The organism is Janthinobacterium sp. GW458P, from assembly GCF_002127585.1.
Taxonomy (GTDB): Bacteria; Pseudomonadota; Gammaproteobacteria; order Burkholderiales; family Burkholderiaceae_D; genus Janthinobacterium.
This window is the reverse complement of the sequence record NZ_NEGZ01000004.1, coordinates 54,524-75,652: the sequence shown is the minus strand read 5'-3', so window position 1 is coordinate 75,652 and position 21,129 is coordinate 54,524. Positions and strand designations below refer to the sequence as shown.

Here is a 21,129-nt window from a genome sequence, read left to right as displayed (position 1 = left end):
GCGTTTTTTACGAAACTTTCCCTAACAGGATTTAATAATGACTTTTAAGCCAGCCCGCTTGCTGATCGCACTACTCGCCGTTGTCGCGGTACCTGTTTTTGCGCAAAATGTTGCCGTCGTTAATGGCAAGCCTATCCCATCGTCGCGCGTTGATGCAGTCGTCAAGCAAGTCGTCGCCCAAGGCCAGCAACCGGATTCGCCGCAACTGCGCGAAATGATCAAGAAGGACTTGATCGGCCGTGAAGTGCTGATGCAAGAAGCGGAAAACAAAGGTTTCGGTAAAGATGCAGCCGTCAAGCAGCAAATCGAGAACGCGCGCCAGGCCATCGTCATCAACGCCCTGGTCGGCGACTACCTGAAAAAGAATCCCGTCACGGACGCTGAAGTCAAGGCCGAATACGACCGCTTCGTGGCCCAGACGGGCGACAAGGAATACCATGTGCGCCATATCCTGGTGGGCACCGAAGCCGAAGCGAAAGACATCATCGCCAAGCTGAAAGGCGGCGCCAAGTTCGAAGACCTGGCCAAGCAATCGAAAGATGCGGGTTCGGCCGACAATGGCGGCGACCTGGACTGGGCAGCCCCGTCGTCGTTCCCGAAAGTGTTCTCCGACGCCTTCGTGAAACTGCAAAAAGGCCAGGTTACGGACACCCCGGTGCAAACGCCTAACGGTTTCCACGTAATCAAGCTGGACGACACCCGCGCGGCAAAACTGCCGACCCTGGAAGAAGTCAAGCCACAGATCGCCGAAGCGCTGCAACAAAAGAAACTGCAAGCGTATCAGGAAGAAATGATCAAAAAAGCGAAAGTTCAGTAAGAACTGACCTCCCCGGCGCCCTTTTCGGCGCCGGTCGTGTATTCTGCGCCTGAATGCGCACTGCCCCGCAGGCGCACTCTCCGTATCAGTTTTTGTATATCTATTAGGAATGAACATGATTTTGAAGCCAGCCCGCCTGATCCTAGCCCTGGTCGCCGTTGTGGCGATTCCGGCTTTTGCACAAAACGTCGCCACCGTGAACGGCAAGGCCATCCCGTCGTCGCGCGTCGACCAGGTCGTCAAGCAAGTCGTCGCCCAAGGCAAGCAAGCTGATTCGCCGCAATTGCGCGAAGCCATCAAGAAAGACCTGATCGGCCGCGAAGTGCTGATCCAGGAAGCCGACAAGCAAGGCTACGGCACCCGTCCTGAAGTCAAGTCGCAGATCGAAAATGCCCGTCAAAGCATCATCATCAACGCCCTGCTGGCCGACTACGTCAAGAAGAACCCCGTCAAGGACGCTGAAATCAAGGCCGAGTACGACAAGTTCAAGGCCCAGGCCGGCGACAAGGAATACCATGCGCGCCACATCCTGGTGGCCACCGAAGCGGAAGCGAAAGACATCATCGCCAAGCTGAAAGGCGGCGCCAAGTTCGAAGAACTGGCGAAAGTATCGAAAGACGGTTCCGCAGCCAATGGCGGCGACCTGGACTGGGCCAGCCCTGCTTCCTACGTCAAGCCGTTCTCCGACGCCATGGTCGCCCTGAAACCAGGCCAGGTCACGCAAACGCCGGTGCAGTCGCAATTCGGCTTCCACGTGATCAAGCTGGAAGAAACCCGTCCGACGAAGCTGCCGGCGCTGGAAGAAGTCAAGGGCCAGGTGGCCGAATCGCTGCAGCAGAAGAAACTGGCCGCTTTCCGTGATGAACTGATGAAAAAAGCCAAAATCCAGTAAAAACGCCTGATAGAAGCTACTGCGCGTCGCGCTTTGCGGCCTGCGATGCTCACCGTACCAAGGTACGGTTGCGCGTCTCGGCCACAATTGACTTCCGCCCGCTACGCTTCTATCGGCCGTTTGGCTGGAATACCCGGTCCAACCTGCTGCGCGTCGTGACTTGCGGCCTGCGATGCTCACCGTACCAGAGTACGTTTGCGCTTCTCGGCCACAATTGACTTCCGCTCGCTACGGTTTTATCGGGCGTTCTGCCCGGATATGAAGCGCTCCACGGAGCGCTTTTTTTACGCCTGGAGATGTGATGAATCTACATGCAGAATTGAAAGCCGCGCTGGAAGCGGCCGCCGAACCGGGCCGCGCAGCGCCCATGCAGGCGTATATGCGCGACCAGTTCGTGTTCCTCGGCGTGGCGGCGCCGCAGCGGCGGCTGGCTGTCAAAGCCCTGCTGGCGGGGTTGAAGGGCATCGATGCCGATACGCTGCTGGGACACGCGCAGCGGCTGTGGCAGCGGCCCGAGCGCGAATACCAGCACGTGGCGCTCGACATGCTGGCCATGCACCAGCGGCAACTGGGCGTCGAACATATCCCCGCCTTGCTAGGCCTGGCGCGCCAGGGCGCCTGGTGGGACAGCGTCGACGGCATGGCCGGCATTGTCGGCGACGTGCTGCAGGCGCAGCTGCGGCGCGGCGGCGACGGCCATGCGCACATGGACGACGCCTTGCGCCACGCAGACTTCTGGCTGCGCCGCATCGCCATGCTGCACCAGCTGGGCTGGCGCGGCGACACGGACGCCCGCTGGCTGTTCGCCGCGGCCCTGGCGCTGGGCCAGGAAGACGAGTTTTTCATCCGCAAGGCCATCGGCTGGGCCCTGCGCGACCATGCGCACCATGCGCCCGAGGCCGTGACGGCATTTGTCAACGCGCACCGCCAGCAACTATCGCCGCTCAGCCGCCGCGAAGCGCTGAAGCACCAGCCACGCTGAAGGCCTGCCCGCCCAGCAGGCGCAGCGCGGCGTCGATGCGGGGGCCGGCATCCCAGGCCGGCACGGGTTGCAGCAGCCCCAGCGCCATTTGCCGCAGCGGCTCGGCGATCACCATGGCCAGCAGCAAGCCGGCCATTTCGTGCCCATCGTGCCCATCCTGCAGCAGCAAATGGCCGCGCGCGCCCTGGCGGCCCAGCCAGTCGGCCAGCAGGGCCGTGCCGCGCTCGATGCCGTTGCGCTGATACACGGCCAGCAAGTCGGCGCGCGCGGGAAACTCCGTGCACAGCAGGCGGAACAGGCCCACGGCGTCCGCCGTCAGCACGCGCGCGACCATCGCCTGCAGGATCTCCTTCAATAGCGGCAGGACCTCGCCTGGCGCGGCCGCATCGTGCGCCATGGCCGGCAAGAAGGCATCCGTCCAGCCGCGCACCACGAGGGCCACGAGCTCTTCGCGGTTGGCCGCATATTGATACAGCGACTTTTTCGCCATGCCCGCGTGACGCGCCACCGCTTCCATGGTCGTGGCCGCATAGCCCTCGTTGAGCAGCAGCCACATGGCCGCCTGCACGGCCGCCTCGCGCGCTTCCCCGTGCGGGCGCGCCGGACGGCCCCGTCCGCGCAACGGTGTCTGTTCTGCTTCCTGCATGCCTGCTCCTGCGCTTAAAGATGAGCAATTTTACACTGAAAAACATTTCGGAAACGTCAAACGTTTCTTTAATATATAATGGGCTCACCCAAACAAAGGAGAACGACATGACGGACACGCACCACCATGAACACCCCTGGACCATCGCCCGCACGGGCGACTTGCTCGACCCGTTTCCGCTGCATCTGGAAACGGGGATCACGCGCCTCGACGATGGCTGCCTGCTGGTGGCGGCGCGCACGGAACTGCACGGCTGCAGCGGACGCATGCTGGACTGGTGGTTCACTTTCTTCGAAACGACGCAGCACATCAAATGGTGGCATCCGCACGATCACGTGGCGCACCATGGCTGGAACAAGGCGTGGCGAAAGGGAGAGAGTTACTATGGCGCTTCGATCGAGGCCGTGGAATCGCTGGGCGACATTGCGCCCGTGAAAGCCAAGCTGAAGTTCCATGACCCGAAAGACGTGTTTGATCCGGCGCAACTGCAACAGGCCCAGGACAGCGGCGCCCTGTCGGCCGCCGTCTGCGCGCGCATCGGCTTTGGCGACTACGTCGTGCTCGACCCGTACGGCGATCCGCTCGATGGCGAAATGCTGCACCTCGCGCGCGACACGCCCACGGGCTGCGTGCTGCGCAGCCGCTTCTTGTTGGGTCGCAACAGCCTCAATCCCGTGCGCGACGTGCCCGACGTGCTGGGCCTGAACCTGCTGCGCCATTGCTACAGCGAATTTACCTATCTGTCGCGCTTTTTGCCGTCGCTATACTACGGCGAGCACGCCAACGGGGAAAAAGCGCCGCTGCCCTGGTAGGCTGCCCTACAGGCCCTTGTGCATGCGCGCCAGCGGCAATTTGATGTCACCTGGCAAGTCGAGATGAAACTCTTCGGTGACGGCAAAGCCGCGTGCCAGGTACAGGGGCACGCCGGGCAAGGTGGCAGCCAGTTCCAGGGCCGCAAAGCCCGCCGCCCGCGCCTGGCGTTCACAATGGCGCATCAGCATGCTGCCCAGGCCCTGGCGCGCCGCGGCCGGTTCCACGAAGAACGCGCGGATGCGGCCCGCCTGGCTGGCCGGGTCGAGCAAGGCGTCCGGCCCGCTCTTGGCGCGGTCGGCGCCATACAGGGTGGCGCGCCGGCTCCAGCCGCCGCAGGCCAGCATGGCGCCATCCCTTTCGATCACAAAATAGGTCTGATCGGCAACGAGCTGCGTATCGACGCCGAATACGTGGCGCGTCACGGCCTCGGCCTGCTCTTCACTATAAAATCCCGCGCTCAGCGCCACGCCGGAACGGGCGATCAGCGCATTCATCTGCGGCACGTCGGCCGGCAGCGCCACGCGCAGGCGCGTCAGGGCGCCAAAGCTGAACCAGGCGCGCGCGATGCGCCCCCGCTCCACTTCATACGTCGCCACCAGTTCCTGCGCCGACACGCCATCGTCCGTGTCGCCGTGGACGATTTCATGGTCGATCACGAGCTTGCCGCAGGCTATGCGGTTGAGCAGCTGCGCCTGCGGGCGGCTGGCGGCGAAGCGGGCCGTGAAACGGGGGCCGATCTGCGCGCTGCCCGTGGCCAGCAAGGTGTCCGGGTGCTGGAATTGCTGTGCGTCATCGGCATAGAGGGCCAGCAAGGCTGCCACGTCGTGGGCATTGTAGGCGTCCAGCTGGGCCTGGACCACCGCGACGGGGGAAATGCGTGTATCGTTGACTAGCGCCATGATGTACCTGTTGTGAAGTGCCTGGAAAGTTGCAAAGGGTAACATTGTCGCCCCTGTCGCGGTGCGGTTTGCTGCGATAATCACACGATTCGCCGCAAGACCATTCTTGCGCCGTCATCAATCACAATCGCAGCAGGAGTAAAGATCATGAAATGGGAAGGCAATCGCGAAAGCGACAATGTGGAAGACCACCGCGGCGAAGGTGACGGCGGGGGCGGCGGGGGCGGCTTCGGCTTTGGCGGACGCTCGATCGGCATCGGCACCATCGTCATCGCCCTCGTCGGCTCCTACATCTTTGGCGTCAGCCCCCTGACCCTGCTCAATTTGCTCAGCGGCGGCGGGGGCGGCCAGGTCAGCACCCAGCAAAGCCAGTCGCCGGCGCGCCAGCCGCCCGAATCGGACGAGATGGCCCGCTTCGTGCGCACCGTGCTGGCCGATACGGAAGACACCTGGGGCGCCCTGTTCAAGGCCGAAGGCGGCACTTACGTCCGCCCCAAGCTGTCGCTGTTTTCGGGCAGCATCCCGACAGCCTGCGGCACGGGCCAGAGCGCCAGCGGCCCCTTCTATTGCCCCGGCGACCAGAAAGTCTACCTGGACCTCGATTTCTTCAAGCTGATGCAGCAGCGCTTCAAGGTGTCGGGCGAATTTGCCGAGGCGTACGTGATCGCCCATGAAGTGGGCCACCACGTGCAGAACCTGATGGGCCTGTCCGAAAAGGTCGACCAGGCGCGCCGCACGCAGTCGGAGCGCCAGGCCAACGCCATGTCCGTGCGCCTGGAATTGCAGGCCGACTGCTTTGCCGGCGTGTGGGCCTACCACGCGAACCAGGATCGCAAGATCCTGGAACAGGGCGACGTGGAAGCGGCCCTCAAGGCGGCCACGGCCATCGGCGACGATGCGCTGCAGCGCCAGGCGCAAGGCCATGTCGTGCCCGACTCGTTTACCCATGGCACCTCGGAACAGCGCGTGCGCTGGTTCAGCAAGGGTATCGAAAGCGGCCAGATTTCACAGTGCAATACCTTCGAGGCGCGCCAGCTGTAAGCCTGTGACAGGCGCGCTGCAAAGCGCGCCTGTCCGTGCCGCCCCCGGGGCCGCACGGCACTGCCTGGCGCCGCACTGCCCTTACTTCAGGTCGATGCGCCCGTACTGCCCATGCGTCTCGTCGCCGGGCCCGGCCGCAAAGAACAGGGTATTGACGGGCTGGCTATTGAGGCCGTTACCGAAGGCGATGCCCCACAGGCCGTCGATCACCAGCGGCGTGCCGTCAGCCTTGAGCAGCGGTCCGCCGGCGGCGCCCGTGTCGGGGTCGTAGGCATTGATCTTGCCGTCGCCAAAATTTCCTATCAACAACATGCTGCTGGCCGTGCCGAAGCCGGCAGGCGCCAGCGCCATGCCCCAGGGTGCATTCAAGGCGCCGCCGCTCACCAGCCGCTTGATCAGGGTACCGCCCGTGTCATACACATTGACGATACCGAGGCCTGCGCCAGCCTGTTCATCGTCGCCGCTGGCCTGGCGCATGGCATAGGCGACATAGATGCGCTGGCCGATGGCCTGAATGCCGAACGGCGCATAGCCGGCCGGCAAGCCGGGATCGCTGAACGCGCCGGGCAAGCTGACTTTGGTGAAATTGGCATCGAAGACGTCGACGCGGCGGTTATGGAAATCGGCCGCGTACAGATAATTGGCGCCCGCATAGACGGAAATCGCCAGGCCCTTGTAGACGCTGCCGCCGGCGCTGCCATCGAACACGACCACGGCCGTCGTCGGGCTGACCGTGGGCGACCAGGCCGAGATGCTGCCGCTTTCGCTGGCGAAGATGAAGGGGCTGGGCGCCGTCACGCCGTTCTGGCTGAGCTTGAAGTCCTGCGTGCCGTTGAACACGATGCCCGTCGGCCCTGCCGGCGTGTCGACCACCAGCGACTGCGGCACGCCATTGCCATCGTACAAGGTGGACTTCGCCGTGCCGTTATCGGTCACCCAGACGAAGCCGCGCGGATTGAAGGCCACGCCCCAGGCGTTGACAAGGTTGGCGTCCGTGTGCGCGGCGGGCAAGGCTGTCGTATCGGATACCAGGCTGGTGGCCGCATAGGCGCTGCTGCTGGGCGGCATGTGGTCCCTGCCGTCATCGTGACCGCCGCCGCAGGCAAACAGCGTCGCGGCGATGCAGGCACAGGCTATTCTGCTGACATGGTGCGTATTCATGGCGATTCCTTTCGGCGTGGTGGGCAAAATGTCGCTGCCCCGTGTATACCCGCACACGCCCGAAAGGTTTCGCCTCCGCGAAAAAAAATGTCATTTTGCTATTTAGAAAGAATAGGCAGCGCTGAGTACCACCGCCCGCGATGCCGCTTCCACGTAGTAGACCGAGCGCGGCGCGCCGCCCGAGCTGGCCACCCAGGCCAGTTGCGCATGCCAGTCGCCCAGTGCCGCCGCCAGGCCGATGCTGCCGTCGCGGCGCATGCTGGCCGACTCCATGCCAGGGTGCGACAACTGGCGCAGCACGCCGATGTGGGCGACCAGCTTGAACCCGTCTTGCAAGGGGTGGAATCCGTTCATTTCGGCGTACAAGGTGCGCATGTCGCGTCCAAAATAATGGGGCGCGAAATAGAGTCTGACGCCGATGCGTTCGGCAGCAAGTCCGGCATACCATTCACCGTAGTCGCTGCCATGATCGCGCGTCAGCACCGACCTGCTGGCGCCCGCTTCCCAGCTCCAGCCGGATGCCAGGCGCCGTGCCATGCCCGCATAGGCAATCAGCTGGGTGCCGCCCCGTTCGTGCAGGCTGGCGCCCGAAGCTTGCACGCCCCAGTACCAGCTGTCCGGGTCGTCATAGTTCAAGGTGAGCTGCGGCACGGGATGTCCGTCGCTCATCGAAACGCCGCGAAAGCGGTAATCGGAGAGCAGCGCGATGTTGCCGCCAACCTGGGCGGCGGCGGTGCCGGCGCACAGCAGCAGCACGGCACCGGCAGTGGCAATCACGGACCTGGGCCGGCAGGCAGGATGGCGGAGGCTGTTGCGCATGAGCAGGGACACGCGCCAGCGGCGCGCGCGATGGTGGCACAGGCGTCGATAGTAGCATTCAAGCGCGTTTCCGGCATGAGCAAACGCTCCAGTTGCGCCGGCATGGCGCCAGGCCGCAATTCGGCCAGCAAGGCCAGCAAGCCGGTGACATGCGCCGCCGCATACGAGTTGCCGGACACGAAGCGCCAACCGCCGCCAGGGATGCTGGTGGGAATGTCGCGTCCGGGCGCCAGCCGTACGGCATGCTGCGGCGTATCAGGCGCCGCCGCGACGGGGGGCGCGTGATCCTGTTGCGCGACCGCAATCACACCTGCGTGCGAGGCGGGAAAAGCCCGCGCCCCACCATGGGGATCGAGCGCGCCGACAATACTGATGCCGCGCGCCAGGGCTGCATCGAGCAGGCTTTCCAGCAGGCGGTCGGACGGTCCGGACAGGCTCAGGTTGATAATTTTTGCCTGGTGCACGATGGCGAAGTTGAGCGCTTTGCCCAAGGTAAAGCTGTTGCAGCGGGTGCTGTGGTCCAGCTGCTGCCAGCAGGCACGCAAACCCATCAGCCGCGCGCCCGGCGCAACGCCGAGCATGCCGCCATTGCCGTCGCGCGCCGCGATGATGCCAGCGACCGCGGTGCCGTGCGCCTCCGCCGCGTAAGGGCTGCCATCGACAAAATTTTCCGCGAGCGCCACCTGCCCGGTCAGGTCCGGATGCCTGCTGTCGATACCGCTGTCGACCACGGCGACCGCCACGTCGCGTCCGGTGGCCGTGCGGTGCAGCGCGTCCACCTGCCAATAGCGGCCACCGGGCTGCACCGGATACAGCGGATCGACATCCCCCATGCCGGAAAAAAGCCCGACCGGCTGGGCCCATTCCACGCGCGGATCGCGCGACAACAGGTCGGCAAGCTGCTGTGGCTGCTTCCCTTCCCCGTATTCCAACAGGTAGCAATCAAGACCCAGCGCCGGCATCGGCCAGTCGGCGACCAGTTTCAGCCCGTGGCGCCGCGCCAGGTCTTCGGTAATGCGGCGGCGCGCGCTGCGGCCACCATCGTCGATGTAGCGCCCGCCGTAACTGGCGTCCGGACGGTAGTGCGGGGCCGGCAGGCGCAGCATGACCAGCAATTGGCGTGGCGAGACGGCGCTAATGCTGTCGGGAACGAACGCCACGGCATCATCAAGTGCCGGGGCGGCGTGGCCCGGCGCGCTGCCGACAACCAGTGCCAGCAAGGCAAGCGCAGACATGGCAAGGCGCAGCAGGATCACGGCGGACCTCCCCCATCCAGCGTTTCGGCCAGCGCGACCGCCGGCTCGGCGCGCAGACGGGCGCGAGCGCGCGCCGGTTCCGGCACGTTGAGCAGATAGGCATCGGTTACGGTCGGGCCATCGACCAGACGCGCGTCATTCGCTTGCAGGATGCGGCGCAACTCTTTCTCTGCGGTATCCGGCTTGAAAACGACCACCAGGTTGCCGGCGCCGGCCGCGCCGCCCAGGCCGCGATAGGCGCCCTCATCAGAGGCGGGCCGGGCGAGCAGGAAAACCAGGCCAAGGATGGCGACAAACTGCAGCGCCAGCGCCCAGGGCATCCAGGCCGCGTGATGGAAGGCCGGCCAGCGCCACCTTGGCGCAGGCACCGCCCGGGCCGCTTGCCTGGGCAGTCGCGGCAATAGTTGCGCCAGCGCCCGCTCGACATCGCATTGCGCAGGCGCAAGGTCTGTATCCGCTCCGGCGCAGGCCGCCAGCAACTGGCGCTCGATCGCCAGCTCGCGCTGGCACAGCTTGCATGTGGCCAGATGCTGCTCGAGCATGCGTGCGTCGCGCGCTGGCAATTGCCCTGTCGCAAACCATGGCAACAGCGCGCGCGCGGCCTGATGTGCAGGCTCATCCGGCTTGACGATGCGTCCGTTCATTCGTAATCCTCCCGCGCCCGCTCGAGCAGCTCCTGCAACTTGCGCCGCGCATGGAACATGCGCGTCTTGACCGTGTTGAGCGGGCAGTCGATGATCGCGGCGATCTCGTTATAACCCATGTCGTGATAATAGGTTAATACCACCACGATGCGCTGCGGCAGCGGCAATGCGCTTATCGCCGCTGCCAGGGCACATCCCAATTGCCGCTGGCTAAGTTCGTACTCCGGCTCCAGCTCCGGGCCGCCCGGATACAACTCCATGTCGGCCTCCAATGGTTCGTCGCAGGTGCGGAAACCTTTCAATGCCTTGCGATAGGCAATCGCGAAGATCCAGGTCGACACCTTGCAACTCCCGTCATAGTGCTGTGCCTTTTGCCATACCACCAACATGGTGTCGTTGACGATTTCCTCGATCAATTGCGCGCTGCGCGTCATCCGGCCCAGAAACCGGGTCAGACGAGGGAAGTAGGCACGGTACAGCGTCTCGAAGGCGCACCTGTCCCCGGCCACGACCCGGCCGAGCAGCTGCGCCTCGTCCAGATTGGCAGCGCTTGTGCGCGCGTCCTCCCCGTGTCCCTCCCGCATGGACATTCTCCTTTGCTGCCTGTAAATACCTTACGGCAGACCAATGGTTCTAAGCCGCGCAAAAAATGCACGGCAGTCCATGGTAGCGCGCAGAGGCATTATCAGGGTAACAATATTCTACAGGAGCGGCGGGCGCCTTGAGGAAAGCCAGGGACGCGGCATCAGGGAATGGCAACGTCGTAGCGCTTGCCCAGTTTTTTCAATTCCCCGCTATCGATCAGACCGCTGAATTCCTGGTCGAACTGCAGGCGCAGCTTGTCGAAGGCGGGGGCACGGGGAAAGGCAAAATAGCCATTCTGCACTTCTATGACGCGCGGCAAGGGTTTGACGAGGCGGCCGTAGCCCAGGCGGACGATGACGGGGTCGGTATTGCGGCGGTTGCTGACAAACACGTCGACGTGCTTGTGCACCAGCATCTTCAAGCCATTTTCCACATTGTTGGCCACGCTGACCTGCAGGCCGGGCCGTATGCGCTCCCACTCCGCGCCGTACGCCCAGCCGTTGAGCAGCACCACCCTGCGGTTCTTCAGCACGCTGTAATCGCCATCCCAGCCGACACTGGCATTCTGGCGCGTATAGAACACCATCTGGTCCTGGTAGAAGGGCTTGTCGGCAAACGCCATGCTGGCCATGCGTTCAGGCGTCTTGTAGGGGCCGATCAGGATATCGGCCTGGCCCTGCGCCAGCATGGCTTGCGCGCGCGCCCAGGGCACCATGCGGAAACGCACGGTATTGCCCGTGCGCGCCGCCATCAGGCGCAGCAGATCCGCGCCCAGGCCGCCATACTCGCCGCTGTCCTGGTATTCGAACACGTGCTCGAACTGCGCGCCCACGGCCAGCAGCTCGCGCGCCTGCGCCGGCAGGGGCGCGGCAAATGCCGGCCACAGCAGCGCCAGGGCCAGCAGGCGCCGCCCCGCTCCTTTCATCAGCCGACGATGCGCAAGGAGTAATCGGTGGCCCGCACATCCTTGGTCAGGCTGCCGATCGAGATGCGGTCCACGCCCGTTTCGGCAATGGCGCGCACGGTATCGAAGTTGATGCCGCCCGACGCTTCGAGCAAGGCGCGGCCATTGGTCAGTGCCACGGCCTCGCGCATCATGTCGTTGCTGAAGTTATCGAGCAGCACGGAGACGGCGCCCGCATCGAGCGCTTCCTGCAATTGCGCCAGGGTTTCCACCTCGATCTGCACGGGCACGCCCGCGTCGAGATTGCGCGCGTTTTCCAGGGCCTGGCTGACGCCGCCGGCGGCCGCGATATGGTTTTCCTTGATCAAGATGCCGTCGTACAGGGCCAGGCGCTGGTTCTTGCCGCCACCGACGCGCACCGCATATTTTTGCGCCAGGCGCAGGCCCGGCAGGGTCTTGCGCGTGTCCAGAATGGAGGCTTTCGTGCCGGCGATCACGTCGACATAGCGGCGCGTGGCCGTGGCCACGGCCGACAGCAGCTGCAGGAAATTGAGGGCGCTGCGCTCGGCCGTCAGCAGGGCGCGCGCCGGTGCCTCGATCGTGCAGACGACGCTGTCGGCCGTCATCATGTCGCCTTCGGCATAATGCCAGGCAATATCGATGCTGCGGTCCAGGCTTTTCATGATGCCTTCGAACCACGGGGCGCCGCACAGCACGGCCGCCTCGCGCACGATGACTCTGGCCGTGACGATGTGGTCGGGCGGCACCAGTTCGCCCGTCAGGTCGCACTGGCCCACGTCTTCCAGCAAGGCGGCCAGCAGATTGCCTTCAAAGGCGCGCGCCAGGGCGGGATCGAAAGGAGCGAAAGAATTGACGAGGGTACTCATGCTGGACCGATTCCTTGGAACAATGTGGTTTCTTTTGCCAGGTCCGCGCCCGGCTGCAAGCCGGCCTTCTTGGCGGCGGCGAAGTCGAGCATGCGCTTGATCGAACGCACGGCCAGCTGGCCGACGGCGGGGTCGACGTGGATTTCGTTGTGCATGTTTTCCAGCGTTTCGGCCAGGTTCAGCAAGCCGTTCATGGCCATCCACGGACAGTGCGCGCAGCTTTTGCAGGTGGCGCTGTTGCCGGCCGTGGGCGCTTCGATGAAGCGCTTGCCCGGCGCGGCCGCGCGCATCTTGTGCAGGATGCCATTGTCGGTGGCAACAATAAACGTGTCCGTGTCCATGGTTTGCGCTGCCGCAATCATTTGCGACGTGGAACCGACCATGTCGGCCAGGGCCACCACGTTGGCGGGCGATTCCGGATGCACGAGCACCTTGGCGTGCGGATATTCTTCCTTGAGCAGATCGAGTTCGATGCCCTTGAATTCGTCGTGCACGAGGCAGGAACCTTGCCACAGCAGCATGTCGGCGCCCGTTTCTTTCTGGATATACGAACCCAGGTGCTTGTCCGGCGCCCACAGGATTTTCTTGCCCTGCGCATGCAGGTGGGCCACGATGTCGAGGCCGATCGACGACGTCACCATCCAGTCGGCGCGCGCCTTGACGGCTGCGCTGGTGTTGGCGTAGACGACGACGGTACGGTCCGGATGGGCGTCGCAGAAGGCCGTGAATTCGTCTGCCGGACAGCCCAGGTCGAGCGAACAGGTCGCGTCGAGGTCGGGCATCAGGACGGTTTTTTCAGGGCTGAGGATCTTGGCTGTTTCGCCCATGAAGCGCACGCCGGCCACGACGAGGGTCTTGGCCGGATGGTCGCGCCCGAAACGGGCCATTTCCAGCGAGTCGGAGACGCAACCGCCCGTGGCCTCGGCCAGGTCTTGCAGGTCAGCATCAACGTAGTAGTGGGCAACGAGCACGGCTTCGCGCTCGATCAGCAGGCGCTTGATGCGCGTGATCAGTTCGGCTTTTTCGGCCGGGGACGGCGTCGCTGGCGTGCGTGCCCAGGCGTGGGCAGTGCAGCTGGCTCCGTCTTGCGGGTGTTCATACTCGACGGATTTGATGGCTAAAGTTTGCATGGCTGTGTCAAACAAAAACGGGATAGACCGGCACGATTGCAATGAAGCAGGTGCGCCGGAACGAAATAACCGCGGCGCGTCGGTGTGGCGATACCAGGGTACACCACCAGCTTTCCAAACGCCTGATAAAACCGTAGCGAGCGGCAGCGAGGCTCGGCGCCCCCTTGTGGCCGAGAAGCGCAACCGTGCTAAAGCACGGTGAGCATCACAGGCCGCAAAGCGCGACGCGCGAGGTTTGATCAGGCGTTTAATCGATACCCTGGCTCTTCAGGTAGTCCTCGTAATTGCCGCGGTAATCGACCACTTCATCTTCCTTGATTTCGATGATGCGGTTGGCCAGCGAAGAGACGAATTCGCGGTCATGCGACACGAAGATCAGGGTGCCCGCGTATTTTTCCAGCGCGATGTTCAACGATTCGATCGATTCCATGTCCATGTGGTTGGTCGGTTCGTCGAGCATCAGCACGTTGTGGCGGCCCAGCATCAGCTTGCCGTACATCATGCGGCCCTTTTCACCGCCGGACAGCACCTTGACGGCCTTCTTGACATCGTCGCCGCCGAACAGCAAGCGGCCGAGGATGGAGCGCACGGCCTGGTCGTCGTCGCCCTCTTTCGTCCACTGGCCGATCCAGTCGGTCAGGTTCGTATCCTTGGCGAAATCTTCCGTCGGATCTTGCGGCATGTAGCCGACGTTGGCGTTTTCCGCCCACTTCACGCGGCCCTGGTCCGGCTGCAGGCCGGCGATGTCGCCCGCGATGCAGCGCAGCATGGTGGTCTTGCCGGCGCCGTTGGCGCCGATGATGGCGATGCGCTCGCCCGCCTCGACCATGATGCTGAAATTCTTGAACAGCTGGCGGTCAAAGCCTTTCGAGATGTTCTCCACTTCCACGGCCAGACGGTGCAATTTCTTTTCGCCGTCGAAACGCACGAAGGGATAGGCGCGTGACGAGGGCTTGATGTCGTCGACCTTGATCTTTTCGATCTGCTTGGCGCGCGAGGTGGCCTGGCGCGCCTTGGATTTGTTCGCGGCGAAGCGGCGCACGAATTCTTGCAATTCCGCAACCTTGTCTTTCGCTTTCGCGTTGTTGGCCAGCTGCTGGTTGCGCGCCTGGGTCGAGGCGAACATGTATTCGTCGTAGTTGCCCGGATAAATCTTCAGGGTGCCGTAATCCATGTCGGCCACGTGGGTGCAGACCTGGTTCAGGAAGTGACGATCATGGGAAATGATGATCATGGTGGAGTTGCGCTCGTTGAGCACGTCTTCCAGCCAGCGGATCGTGTTGATGTCCAGGTTATTCGTCGGCTCGTCGAGCAGCAGGATGTCCGGGTTCGAGAACAGCGCCTGCGCCAGCAGCACGCGCAGCTTCCAGCCTGGCGAGACATTGCTCATCGGGCCTTGATGCAGATCAATGGCGACGCCGGCGCCCAGCAGCAGTTCGCCGGCGCGCGATTCGGCCGTGTAGCCGTCGTATTCCGAGACCTTGCCTTCCAGCTCGGCCGCCTTCATGTAGTCCTCGTCTGTCGCTTCCAGGTTCGCGTAGATCGCGTCGCGTTCCTGCATCGCGGCCCACATTTCCGTGTGGCCCATCATGACGACGTCGAGCACGCGCATGTCTTCAAACGCAAACTGGTCCTGGCGCAGCTTGCCCAGGCGCTCGTTGGTGTCGAGCATGACGTTGCCGCCCGACGGGTCCAGGTCGCCGCCCAGGATCTTCATGAACGTCGACTTGCCGCAGCCGTTGGCGCCGATCAAGCCATAGCGGTTGCCGTCGCCGAACTTGACGGAGATATTCTCAAACAATGGCTTGGCGCCAAACTGCATCGTAATATTTGCGGTTGAAAGCATGTGATATTAGGTCTTTATTCAGTTAAAACAGCTAGTTAGGTACTTTTCTCCCATTATACAGCACCCACCCTCTTCCTCTCTATAGTGGCCCGGCAAGGGCAGGCGCAGTCACTGCGGAGAAAGACAGCGGTGGCTGATGGCAAGAAAATATGATTGCCGCATTTTCATTTAGCGGATACGCTGCATGCCTCCCGTTTCCACTCCTTACTTCACAGGCATCACTTGAAAAAAATCACCATCGCCGCCGCCGTGGCCGCCATCGCCATCGCCGCCACCGCCTATGCGTCGCCCTACTATGCCTTGCACCAGATCAAGACCGCCCTGGCCGAGCGCAATGCCGACGCCCTGGCCGAACAGGTGGACTTCCCCGCCCTGCGCGCCAGCGTCAAGACGCAGCTGGAAGCGAGCATGGCGCGCAGCATCGAGGCGACGGCCGGCAGCGGCAACCCGCTGGCCGCCCTGGGCCAGTCGATCGCCAGCGCCATGCTGGGCAAGATGGTCGATACCATGGTCTCGCCCGCCGGCGTCGTCGCCCTCGTCAACAAGAGCGCCGTCAGCCCGCAAGCGGGAGCAGAAGGCGACGCGGATGCGCCGGCCGATGGCGCCCGAAAAAAAGCCGAATATTCCGCAGGCTATGCCGGCGTGAACACCTTCGTCGTACGGGCGAAGGACGGCAATGCGCAGGATGGCGCACTGGTCCTGCAGCGCCACGGTGTATGGGGCTGGAAACTGAGTTCGATCGAGATTGCGACGGCGCTCGCCGGCCGCTAGCGGCCAGCGAGCGGCAGCCTGCTGGGCTGCCTTGCCCGCCGCCCTCAATCAAAAGGTCATCGGCAGCCTGACCGAGATGGACACATCGGGCGTATCGCGCGTCAGACCGGCACCCACCGACACGTTCAAGGTCCTGTCCTTGCTAAGGCGATACGAAAAACCCATCAGCAAGGTACCGAGCTGGGTGCGCACGGAGCCGGGCACGGTCAAGCCATTTTGACGCGTGCGTCCAACGCTGCTGTGATCGTAGCCCAGGCTGAGCGAGGCCTTTTCATTCAGCGCCAGGCCGATGCCAAAATTGACGCCAAAAATTTTCCCCGGTTCAATGGTGCCCAGCGGTTCGCGCACGCCATTGAGCACCAGGCGGCTGACATCAGTGCGCTTGAAGCTGTGCAGGTAGCTGATGCTGCCAAAGAATACGGCGGGATCGGAGGGAAACAGCCAGGTCAGGCTGGGCTGCAGGGAATAGAAACCGGAGCCGGTGGGCAAGTCTAGCGGCAAGCCCGTGCCTGTCGCATTCTCGCCCACGCAGCGCTGCGTACAGTCCGTGACGACCTGGAACGGATCGCGTCCGGTGCGCGACTTGAAGCGCAGGCCAGCCACATAATATGGCTTGTCGGCGCCACCATTGTTCAGTTGATAACGGGCGGCAACCTCGATATCGCCCAGGGCGCGCCCGCTGGTGTCAAACACCCGCTCCGAGGCCGTGCCGGTAAACAGTTCGCGGCTGACGGTGGCATCCGAACGATAGACGTACGGCACCCTGGCTTCGACTTCCAGGCGGTTGCTCAAGCCGGTACGCACGGCCAGCGCACCGGTCAGGGTATTGCGCTTGACCTCGCGCACATCGATCAGGCCGATCAACAAGGCGGGAATAATGGTGTAACCGACCAGGGCGACCCTGTTGCTTGAAGAGTAACCGAATTGCATCGAGGGTTCCAGCACGTATGCCCCCTTGGGCGTCAGCACCCCGGGTTGCTCGAACAGCGGCGCCACTTCGGGCGGCCGGACGGGCGGGCTTGGCGCCAGCCCCACCGGCTGCGGCGCTGGCGGCGGCGCCTGCGGCGCCGATCCGCCGTCCTGGACCTCCGCCAGCGTCAGATATGCACTGCGCAAACCCGTACCCCGCTGCCTGGCCAGGCGGCTGTTGTCGAGAGGTTCGCTGCCCTGCAGCATATCGATGCGGCGCTGCTGCTCCTGCATCGATGCACGCAACGCCTCCAGCAGGTGCCGCTGTTCGGCCAGTTGCGCTTTCAGGCTTTCCAGCTGCGCCGCCAGATCGTCCTGGCCGGCGCCGGCTGTTTGCTGGGCCTGAACGGCGGCACACAGCAACATAGCAGATACACCCGCCGTACCAAATCGCACTAAGTAAAGATGCCGCATAGTCTCTCCCGATGACAAGCCCTGCCAATCAGTAGCCAGCCCTGGCAGCGATACAACAACGGCCCGGTGCTACTGCACGATGCCGCCCGGCGAATCCAGGCGGCTTGCTGCAAACCCTATTTGGGACCTGCCACCGTGCCCAGCGCATTTTGCAAGGTGTCCTGAAAGTTCGCCAGCTTCAGCAATTGAAGACTGTTCACGCTGCCATTGACGATCGTCTGGGTACGCAAGACCTGGTCGTTCAAGCTATTCTGGATCACGGTGGCCGCCATCGTTTGCGCCATCGGGCTTGGCGAAAATACATTGCCGACGCCGTTCTGCACGACATTCATCGACGCGATGGCCGTACGCGCCAGGCTCGCTTCCTCGACGCTCAGGTGCGCCACGTCGGCAATCGTAAACGCCACGCTGGACACCACGCTGCCATTGATGCTGACCAGGCGCTCTATCCCGAATGACAGGCTCAAGCCGCCTGGCACATCGAAGCCGCCCCGTGCCTGTTCCAGCGTTTCCTCGCTGACCGCCGTCCATCCCGCCGCCGCCGGCGCGGCGCCGACATTCTGCGCGGCAACAAGCAGACCCGCCAGGCTGGCCGCAATCAACCGCTCTTTCGTGTACATACATCCTCCAGCGTGGCGTTGGCCCGCCATTAGAAATTTCCACCGTCATTCTTCGGCATGGTGAGTTGATCGAGGCCGCTGCGGCTGATCGCCTGTCCCAGTGGCGCTGGCGGCGCCGCACGCCAGTCATCCGCATCGTTGAAGCGGGCCGCCTGCATTGCCACCTCGGTCGCGGCGGGAGCCGGTGCGGCCGTCGTCGCGCGTCCATGGATCACAAACAGCAAATGGCCCTGCCAGATCGCCTCGAAACCGGCACGCGCCATGGCGCGCGTGCCGCCGGCAGGATCGCCGATCAGCACGCGGCTCTGGCTCAGCCCCTTGACCACGACAAAATGCCGGTAGCCTTTTTCGGCCACCAGCACGATGGCGGGAAAGCCCGCCTCAGCCAACTTATCCAGCGGCAACTGAAACCCGTCGGCCAGAAAGCCGCGGCTTGCAAGAAAACGCTTGATATCGAGCAAGGAAAATCCCTCTTTGCGAATCTTTTGCTGATCACCTTGCTTATACATTTGCTCAAAAACAAACTCTTCCGTCACTGGATAGTCGTAGTGATGGGTCAGCAGGGTGGCCACTGCGGCGGAGCCACAACTGAAGTCGTATTGCTGGTGCAAGGTACGCTGGAAACGCGCCTCGCGCATGCTGACAACGGGCACCTCGAAGCGCGCGCTGCCGAAGGCGCCGATCTCGGCCGCGCAAGCGCCCGGGGATGCCAGGCCGCCAAGCAAGGGCAGGCACAGCATGAGCCGCGGAAATGTGCCGAGTGTGACCATGCCTAGCGCAACTGCAAATTGATGATGGTGGCGTTCTGGATCAGCACATTGGCGCCCGAGTTCTGAATCACGATCGGAATGCCGGAGGCGTTGGCAAACGCGGCGCCATCGATCGTGTTGGCCCCCGTGCTGACGTAGCTGGCCGAGTTGCCGGTGACAAAGCCGCTCAGGCGCGCTTCATTGGTAATCGTCTCGGTGCCGCCACGCGCCTGCTCCAGCGCGGATTCGCCAGCGGCCCGGCCAAGGCCCCCGGCAGAGGTCCCATCCGCTGTCAGCGGCATCAGCGCCGTCAGCGTAGTGGGCGGAGCAGCAATAATCGGCAGACTCAACTCTGGCCCGGCAAGCAAGGGCAGCGGCCTTGCTTCCTGTGCAGCCATGGCAGCTGTGGCAAGACAGGCCAGGCTGGCACAGCATATCGAATGAAAAAAAAGGCGCATGCTCATCCCCTTGTTCATGACTTGCGATGCTCCGCCGCGACATTGCCACGACGGAGCCTGACACTAAGCAGCCGCTCGCCTAGTGTCCCACTGCCAGATTGGCCTGCACCGTCACACTTTGCTGTATCAGCGAAGAAATGCCGCTGTTCTGGCTGATGACCAGCAAGCCTGCCGCCGACTGCGCGGTACCGCTCATGGTGTTGGACATATCGAAGGCGCCTGCATTGACAGCTACCGCACCGCCAGCACCGCCCGTGCCGCCAGCGCCGGTACCGCCGGTTGCCGCGCCGCCCGTGTTGGTGCCACCGTTACCGGCGGCGCCGCCGCTATTGCTGCCGCCACCGGCACCGCCAGCGCCGCCAGCACCGGCAATGGCGCTGCCGTTCGAGGGCGAACCGTTGCTTGCACTGCCATTGCTCGAAGCGCCGCCAGCCGCACCAGCGCCACCCGTGTTTTGCGCCATCCCGCTGCTGCCGCCATTGCCGCCCGCAGCACCAGCGGCGCCGTTGCCGCCGGTGCTGCTGCCACCCGCACCGGCGCCACCAGCGCCACCGGCACCGCCAGTTGCCGCAGCCCCGGCGCCGCCCATACTCGTCAAGGCAGCGCCAGCGCCGCCAGCACCGGAGGCGCCAGCCCCGCCTGCAGCCCCGGCACCCGCCGTATTGGTGCCACCGGCACCGCCGGCACCGCCCGTCGCAGTGCCACCGCTGGAGGTGGATACGCCGCCACCCGCATTCCTGGCCACGCTACCGGCGCTGCCGCTGCCGCCAGAGCCGCCAGCGGCGCTGCGGCTGTAGCCACCGTCGCCGCCTGGACCGCCGATGGCTTTGCCGCCATCACCGCCGCTACCGCCAGTCGTGCGGCCAGTATTGCCGCCAGCGCCGCCACTGGCATCGCCTGCCAGGCCGCCCTTGCCGCCGTTGCCGCCATAGATATCACCGCCGGCCGCGCCACGGCCACCTGCGCCGCCCTTGCCGCCCGCACCGGCATCCCCGCTGCTGGCATTCTTGGCCAGTCCACCCGCGCCACCTGCCCCGGCCGTGCTGTCGCCGACCGTCGCAGCACCATTGATGGCACTGCCATTCCTGGCGTTCCCCCCTTGCGCGCCCGATGCGCCGTCGCCACCGGCCGCCGCGCCGCCCGAGCCGCCCTTGCCGTAGGCATTGCCCCCCTGCGCACTGCCGCCGATGCCGCCCTTGCCTGCGCCGCCGCCGGTATTGCCGTTGTTGGTGGCGACATTGCCGATGTTATTCACCGTGTTGCCCGACACCGCGCCACTCAGGGTGCTCGCCGCCGTCGCCGTCGAGGTGTTGAAGGCATTTGCCACGCTATTGCTGCTGGTGCCGCCATTGTTTGCCGCGGATGAGCCCAACGCGGTGGCATTCGCGCCGCCGCTGCTGTTGTTCTGCCCCGTGCTCTTGTCGTTATTCTGGTCTGAGTTATTGTCTTGCGTGGCGGTGGAATGCGCGTTCGCCCCGGGCCCGGCACCAGACTGCGTCGTGGCATTGCTCGCCGTCTGGGTATTGACACCCGTGACATTATCGACCTTGGTCGTGCCATTGTTCTGGGCATGGGCGCTGAAACCGAAGGCCAGCGCTACCGCTGCCGCGATGAGAGTTTTTTTCATTGCAGTTTCCTCTTTAAAAGTTAATCAGGATGCTGGCACCAGACTGAAGCGTCGGGTCCACAGCTTCACAGCAAATTTGGTGCCAGCAATTAAGAACTTGGCCAAACCATTGAATTGAAACGTCTTATTCGATGATCTTCGGCTTGCATGGCATTCCTCTAGGAAACTTAGAAAACAAAAAACAGAAAACTGTCACAGC

Annotated in this window: 22 protein-coding genes; 6 read left to right on the top strand and 16 right to left on the bottom strand. The window is 63.8% G+C overall.

Translation table 11 applies throughout. The features are described from left to right. The first annotated feature begins 37 nt into the window (after window positions 1–37). The 3 genes from CBW50_RS05075 to CBW50_RS05065 all read left to right on the top strand — a co-directional run bounded on the left by CBW50_RS05075 (window position 38) and on the right by CBW50_RS05065 (window position 2,691). Window positions 38–817 (top strand): peptidyl-prolyl cis-trans isomerase, encoded by a 780-nt coding sequence (locus CBW50_RS05075; RefSeq protein WP_086144514.1) that lies wholly within the window; start codon window positions 38–40, stop codon window positions 815–817. Window positions 818–932: 115 nt separating this feature from the next. Then, complete coding sequence (locus CBW50_RS05070; protein WP_086144513.1) at window positions 933–1,709, top strand: peptidylprolyl isomerase; 777 nt, start codon at window positions 933–935, stop codon at window positions 1,707–1,709. Between the two features lie 301 nt (window positions 1,710–2,010). Continuing rightward, the gene (locus CBW50_RS05065; protein ID WP_086144512.1) at window positions 2,011–2,691 is read left to right on the top strand and encodes a DNA alkylation repair protein; all 681 of its coding nucleotides are present in this window, start codon (window positions 2,011–2,013) and stop codon (window positions 2,689–2,691) included. On the opposite strand, the gene CBW50_RS05060 is transcribed toward CBW50_RS05065, so the two are convergent. Next, entirely contained in the window at window positions 2,654–3,337 is a 684-nt protein-coding gene (locus CBW50_RS05060) for a TetR/AcrR family transcriptional regulator (RefSeq protein ID WP_086144511.1), read from the bottom strand. The two genes, CBW50_RS05065 and CBW50_RS05060, sit on opposite strands and share 38 nt — an antisense overlap. A gap of 107 nt (window positions 3,338–3,444) precedes the next feature. Between CBW50_RS05060 and CBW50_RS05055 the strand changes: the two genes are divergently transcribed. Further along, the gene (locus tag CBW50_RS05055) at window positions 3,445–4,149 is read left to right on the top strand and encodes a hydrolase (protein WP_086144510.1); all 705 of its coding nucleotides are present in this window, start codon (window positions 3,445–3,447) and stop codon (window positions 4,147–4,149) included. Window positions 4,150–4,155: 6 nt separating this feature from the next. Here the strand turns inward: CBW50_RS05055 and CBW50_RS29865 are convergent, their stop codons facing one another. Next, a complete protein-coding gene (locus tag CBW50_RS29865) occupies window positions 4,156–5,049 on the bottom strand; it encodes a GNAT family N-acetyltransferase (protein ID WP_193068862.1) in 894 nt (297 codons plus the stop codon). Window positions 5,050–5,196: 147 nt separating this feature from the next. Between CBW50_RS29865 and CBW50_RS05045 the strand changes: the two genes are divergently transcribed. Continuing rightward, window positions 5,197–6,090 carry a neutral zinc metallopeptidase gene (locus CBW50_RS05045; RefSeq protein ID WP_086144508.1) on the top strand — a complete coding sequence of 298 codons (894 nt, stop codon included), beginning with the start codon at window positions 5,197–5,199 and terminating at the stop codon, window positions 6,088–6,090. Between the two features lie 81 nt (window positions 6,091–6,171). Here the strand turns inward: CBW50_RS05045 and CBW50_RS05040 are convergent, their stop codons facing one another. The 9 genes from CBW50_RS05040 to CBW50_RS05000 all read right to left on the bottom strand — a co-directional run bounded on the left by CBW50_RS05040 (window position 6,172) and on the right by CBW50_RS05000 (window position 15,322). After that, the gene (locus CBW50_RS05040; RefSeq protein WP_086144507.1) at window positions 6,172–7,251 is read right to left on the bottom strand and encodes a TIGR03118 family protein; all 1,080 of its coding nucleotides are present in this window, start codon (window positions 7,249–7,251) and stop codon (window positions 6,172–6,174) included. Between the two features lie 102 nt (window positions 7,252–7,353). Further along, a complete protein-coding gene (locus tag CBW50_RS05035) occupies window positions 7,354–8,028 on the bottom strand; it encodes a TorF family putative porin (RefSeq protein WP_157792309.1) in 675 nt (224 codons plus the stop codon). Further along, on the bottom strand, window positions 8,025–9,326 hold the full coding sequence (locus CBW50_RS05030) for a S8 family serine peptidase (protein WP_253251903.1): 1,302 nt from the start codon (window positions 9,324–9,326) through the stop codon (window positions 8,025–8,027). The genes CBW50_RS05035 and CBW50_RS05030 overlap by 4 nt, the downstream gene beginning before the upstream one ends. Then, window positions 9,323–9,970 (bottom strand): anti-sigma factor, encoded by a 648-nt coding sequence (locus CBW50_RS05025; protein WP_086144505.1) that lies wholly within the window; start codon window positions 9,968–9,970, stop codon window positions 9,323–9,325. The genes CBW50_RS05030 and CBW50_RS05025 overlap by 4 nt, the downstream gene beginning before the upstream one ends. Continuing rightward, window positions 9,967–10,554: a sigma-70 family RNA polymerase sigma factor gene (locus CBW50_RS05020; RefSeq protein ID WP_086144504.1), complete on the bottom strand. Its 588-nt coding sequence runs from the start codon at window positions 10,552–10,554 to the stop codon at window positions 9,967–9,969. Before CBW50_RS05020 ends, CBW50_RS05025 begins: the two co-directional genes overlap by 4 nt. 161 nt (window positions 10,555–10,715) lie before the next feature. After that, window positions 10,716–11,480: an ABC transporter substrate-binding protein gene (locus tag CBW50_RS05015; protein ID WP_086144503.1), complete on the bottom strand. Its 765-nt coding sequence runs from the start codon at window positions 11,478–11,480 to the stop codon at window positions 10,716–10,718. After that, the gene (gene nadC, locus CBW50_RS05010; protein ID WP_070292298.1) at window positions 11,480–12,346 is read right to left on the bottom strand and encodes a carboxylating nicotinate-nucleotide diphosphorylase; all 867 of its coding nucleotides are present in this window, start codon (window positions 12,344–12,346) and stop codon (window positions 11,480–11,482) included. Before nadC ends, CBW50_RS05015 begins: the two co-directional genes overlap by 1 nt. Next, a complete protein-coding gene (gene nadA, locus CBW50_RS05005) occupies window positions 12,343–13,476 on the bottom strand; it encodes a quinolinate synthase NadA (protein WP_086144612.1) in 1,134 nt (377 codons plus the stop codon). The genes nadC and nadA overlap by 4 nt, the downstream gene beginning before the upstream one ends. A 247-nt stretch (window positions 13,477–13,723) precedes the next feature. Further along, a complete protein-coding gene (locus tag CBW50_RS05000) occupies window positions 13,724–15,322 on the bottom strand; it encodes an ABC-F family ATPase (RefSeq protein WP_076568522.1) in 1,599 nt (532 codons plus the stop codon). A gap of 222 nt (window positions 15,323–15,544) precedes the next feature. On the opposite strand from CBW50_RS05000, the gene CBW50_RS04995 reads away from it, so the two are divergent. Continuing rightward, window positions 15,545–16,093 (top strand): DUF2939 domain-containing protein, encoded by a 549-nt coding sequence (locus CBW50_RS04995; protein WP_157792308.1) that lies wholly within the window; start codon window positions 15,545–15,547, stop codon window positions 16,091–16,093. 48 nt (window positions 16,094–16,141) lie between these two features. On the opposite strand, the gene CBW50_RS04990 is transcribed toward CBW50_RS04995, so the two are convergent. From CBW50_RS04990 to CBW50_RS29250, 5 genes are all read right to left on the bottom strand, one after another. After that, window positions 16,142–17,428 (bottom strand): acetate kinase, encoded by a 1,287-nt coding sequence (locus CBW50_RS04990; protein ID WP_172404678.1) that lies wholly within the window; start codon window positions 17,426–17,428, stop codon window positions 16,142–16,144. 164 nt (window positions 17,429–17,592) lie between these two features. Beyond that, the gene (locus CBW50_RS04985) at window positions 17,593–18,096 is read right to left on the bottom strand and encodes a hypothetical protein (RefSeq protein ID WP_086144500.1); all 504 of its coding nucleotides are present in this window, start codon (window positions 18,094–18,096) and stop codon (window positions 17,593–17,595) included. A 29-nt stretch (window positions 18,097–18,125) separates the two neighbouring features. Further along, on the bottom strand, window positions 18,126–18,836 hold the full coding sequence (locus CBW50_RS04980) for a C39 family peptidase (protein WP_086144611.1): 711 nt from the start codon (window positions 18,834–18,836) through the stop codon (window positions 18,126–18,128). A 32-nt stretch (window positions 18,837–18,868) separates the two neighbouring features. Then, entirely contained in the window at window positions 18,869–19,321 is a 453-nt protein-coding gene (locus CBW50_RS04975) for a hypothetical protein (RefSeq protein WP_086144499.1), read from the bottom strand. 61 nt (window positions 19,322–19,382) lie between these two features. Beyond that, complete coding sequence (locus CBW50_RS29250; protein WP_172404677.1) at window positions 19,383–20,930, bottom strand: hypothetical protein; 1,548 nt, start codon at window positions 20,928–20,930, stop codon at window positions 19,383–19,385. Window positions 20,931–21,129 lie beyond the last annotated feature (199 nt).